The organism is Barnesiella sp. CU968 (assembly GCF_905219685.1).
GTDB lineage: Bacteria > Bacteroidota > Bacteroidia > Bacteroidales > Muribaculaceae > Lepagella > Lepagella muris_A.
In genome coordinates, this window is the sequence record NZ_CAJMXD010000308.1 from 1 (window position 1) to 3526 (window position 3526).

The 3526-nt window shown below is 47.3% G+C and carries 4 protein-coding genes; 1 reads left to right on the forward strand and 3 read right to left on the reverse strand.

The genetic code is table 11. The annotated features are described in order from the left end of the window. On the forward strand, positions 1 to 295 hold a 295-nt coding region (locus tag JX312_RS10675; RefSeq protein WP_204457982.1), incomplete at its 5' end, for a winged helix-turn-helix transcriptional regulator. Between the two features lie 40 nt (positions 296 to 335). Here JX312_RS10675 and JX312_RS10680 read toward each other — a convergent pair. From JX312_RS10680 to JX312_RS10690, 3 genes are all read right to left on the reverse strand, one after another. Beyond that, entirely contained in the window at positions 336 to 995 is a 660-nt protein-coding gene (locus JX312_RS10680; protein WP_204457983.1) for a DUF6597 domain-containing transcriptional factor, read from the reverse strand. 156 nt (positions 996 to 1151) lie between these two features. Further along, a complete protein-coding gene (locus JX312_RS10685) occupies positions 1152 to 1742 on the reverse strand; it encodes a GNAT family N-acetyltransferase (protein WP_204457984.1) in 591 nt (196 codons plus the stop codon). A gap of 224 nt (positions 1743 to 1966) precedes the next feature. Further along, positions 1967 to 3508: a glycoside hydrolase family 30 beta sandwich domain-containing protein gene (locus JX312_RS10690; protein ID WP_124030674.1), complete on the reverse strand. Its 1542-nt coding sequence runs from the start codon at positions 3506 to 3508 to the stop codon at positions 1967 to 1969. Positions 3509 to 3526 lie beyond the last annotated feature (18 nt).

Below are 3526 nucleotides of genomic sequence, written 5' to 3' on the forward strand. Positions count from 1 at the left end.
AACTGTCACCTTTGAGAGTGATATGCTAATCTCAACAGTCACTTATCCATTGGCATTGACTAAGGATTCTCGCAACGCTGGCGAGAATAAAGGCGAGAATGGCGAGAATAATGACGAGAATAAAGTTCTTGAGATAATCCGCAAGACCCCAAGCATTACACAGCCATTGATTGCCATAGAGACAGGTTTCTCAACAAGAAAAGTCAACAGGATTATAGCATCTCTCAGAAAGAAAGAAATAATAAAACGCATTGGGAAAACCAAAGGAGGGCATTGGGAAACCCTATCAAATTAAGTCAGATAATAGGTCAAGTACAGGTCAGAATGTAGGTCAGTTAACCGATTCCGGCATAGTTGCTTTCTCCTCGTTGCATCAGCCACAGTGCCTTTTGAAATTTCACGATGCGGGCATATTCTTTAGGATTCATCCCGACCGTTTCGCGGAACACTCTTTCATATTGCCGCTTGCCGAGACAGGCACTGGCGGCAAGAGCATTCACAGATGTTGAAGGAACGCGAAGCAATGTACTGACAGACATTCCTATCCGACTGATATTCAACGATGATCTAATCTTTGATGACAGAAAGTTCTCCAGAATATCAATACATTCCTTGTCATTCTCACAATCAAAGATCCTCTGAGCAACATCATTCACTTGCCGATTCTCAATGTCATAACCGGATATTTCAAGATTGTAGAATGCCGATGGCGGAGTGTCGATAAACATCCCGATGGTATGCGGGTAGAGAACCGCCACTATCATTTCCAAACCGCCGTCAGACTGGATATGCGCAGGAAAATTCACTTGTCCGCTAATAGTAAATTGCGACTGTTTCTTATCAAGTTCCGGTATGTAAAGCGGCGATTTCCTGTGAACAATAATCTGCCTACAACCGATAGGAAAGGTCAGGACGCTGAAAGGCTCATCGCCTTCCAGCGCCCAATAGTAGCGCACATAGGAGCGCAATTCCGCTCTCGGTTGATAGATTTTCATCAATGTTCAATAATCAAGCAATCTGCCACAGTCGTGCCAATCCCCTATCATCTCGCCATGCTCACTTGCATTGACCAGTTTTGTGAGTCGTGAGGCGAAGAGTGCGCTGTTGGCTTTCTTAGCTTGTATGTTATCTATTTCTCGCGACGTGTTATGTCAAGAATGTTCTTCGGCGTCATTTTTATTGAAATCCATAAACTCTCGCTTGTCATCATCAACTTTTCTTATAATCAAAGAAGAAAGACTGAGTCGGAATGCTTTCGACGGTGTTCCATTGTAGTCATAGTCTGTGAAGTTGACGAAGCCGCATTTCTCAGCGACCCGCTGAGAGGCTTTATTGGTGGCGTCAGTCGTAACCATCAGTGAGTCAAGCCGGAGATTATTGCAGCAAAATTCAATCAAGGATTTCAAAGCTTCCGAGGTCAGCCCTTTGCCCCAATATGGATAACCTATCCAATATCCGACTTCCCTCTCGTTTACCAGTGGCTTGTAATGCTCGGCTCCGACCGGCACAAGTCCGATACATCCTATCGGCTCATTGGTCTCTTTTAGCACCATGGCGAAAGTATGCTCGTTGTTCATAAAGAAGTCGCGGATTACCTGACGACTCATCTCCACCGACGTATGTTGTGGCCACAGAGCCATTTCGCTCACTCTTGGGTCGGAGGCATACTTGTAGAGAGCTTCGGCATCGTTCTCGCGCCACGGACGAAAATACAAGCGGTCTGTTTCTGTAAGTCTGCACATATTATGATTGACGCTTTTGTCGGTTTGACATTATGGTATCGAAGTTGTCGCGTCCTCAGGAAGCTCGTTGGAGGCGGCAATAAGCACTTTCATTGGCGTGCGCATCATCTGCCCTCAAATAGTTTTACGCAGTACGGTTCAATCGGGGAATGGTGGCTGCGGGGCGTTTAAAGGACAGAGAACTGATATTGAATATTCGGTTTTCCTTCATTGCATCAAGCGTTTCAAAGGGAAAGTGCTTCATTTGCGCCGATGCAGAAAGTATTAAAGGAGTGAGGCGAAAGAGTTGCGTTAAGATATCGGCTGCCTATCTCTAATGAAAGTTTTCTCTCGTTGTCGCCGGGATTGGAGGTGACAACCAGCAGCATGCCATCAGGATTTCGGACTGCAAGAACCGGCACTCGGTCGGCTTTGTCATAATAATACCCTTCGATGCGTGCTCCCTGCCGGATGAGATTAGAGAAATGTTTCACGGCATAATACTCCGGTGTATAACGGCATGTGCGCGTTTCAGGATCAAGTTCAATAAGGGCGTTCTGCTTCCATCCCCAGCGGCTCATACCCTGTTTAGGCAAAAGAAAATTCCAGTTATACCATTCGTCACATCCGTTTCCGAGATTGTCGGCAATAAGAAAGAATGTATGTTCTCCCGCCTTCCAGTCCATGTCACCGTTTCCGCATTCACTCTCGGAGCATATATAGCTGAAGTCCGGATACCGCTTCCTTATTTCCGGGAGTATCTCTCTCCCCTCCCATTGGAAGGCTACCCCTTCTATCGACTCACGAAGGAGCGAATCTGAAAGAACCTTCTCCACATGATCCAGACGGTTGGTGTTGAATGTGCCGAGATAGAGTTTGACATCAGGATGCCGCTTTTCAAGCGTAGGGGCAAGGTAATCGCGGTTGAATCTCACAGTCCCTTCGGCAGTCCACGCGCAACCGGGATAAGGGGTATAGCTGTATGCCTCGTTCTGATATATCACCATATCCACAGGAACTCCCTGTTCGGCGTAAGCCTCTATGAATTTGCAGAAATAATTTGCATAAGCCTGCAGATAACGCGGATCCTGAATGAAATAGTCCTGACTTGCCAGTTTGCGGGGGAACTGGCTGTTACGCTCGCCGAGAAATTTCATCTCATCCTCGTCGATGCCATCAACCGCACCGAAAAGCAGATAATCAATGCGAGGGTCTGCATTGTTATGCCGGCTGCTCACCACAGGATAGTCATGATTTATTTTCATCCAGCTTGGCGGCGACCAGGGGGAAATCCAGAACGTAAGCTCCGGATTGAATTTCTGGGCGGCGCGTATCAGCGGGATAATGCCGCGCTTGTCGCGTTCTATATTGAAATACCGCAGTTCAAGGTCCCCGGGCACCTCGTCGCAGCTATACCACGAACTGCCATAGTCATTGCAGTTCATAGACACACGTCCTCGCGTGAAACGAAGATCACCGTCAGGCGAAAACAGATCATCCATTATCTTATCCTGAACATCTCTGTCCAGGGCGATGAAAGCCTCCCAGTCAAGTTCATTGAACGTAGTGCCCCAATGTTTGAAAACATGCCCCGGCGTCTCTCCCCTACTCTCTTTGTCTCCTTTACCGTCTCCAGCCTGAATTGTCAGCACTGGTGTCATTTCAGAGTGTCTTGACAAACTTGTCTTTGTCTCTCTCCAGAAGTCATTATCCCGGCTCACAATCCACTTGACACTCTGGCTCCATCCGGTTGCCGCCACGCAAGCCAAAGCCAGGACAACACACATTCTTATTCTCACTAGTGT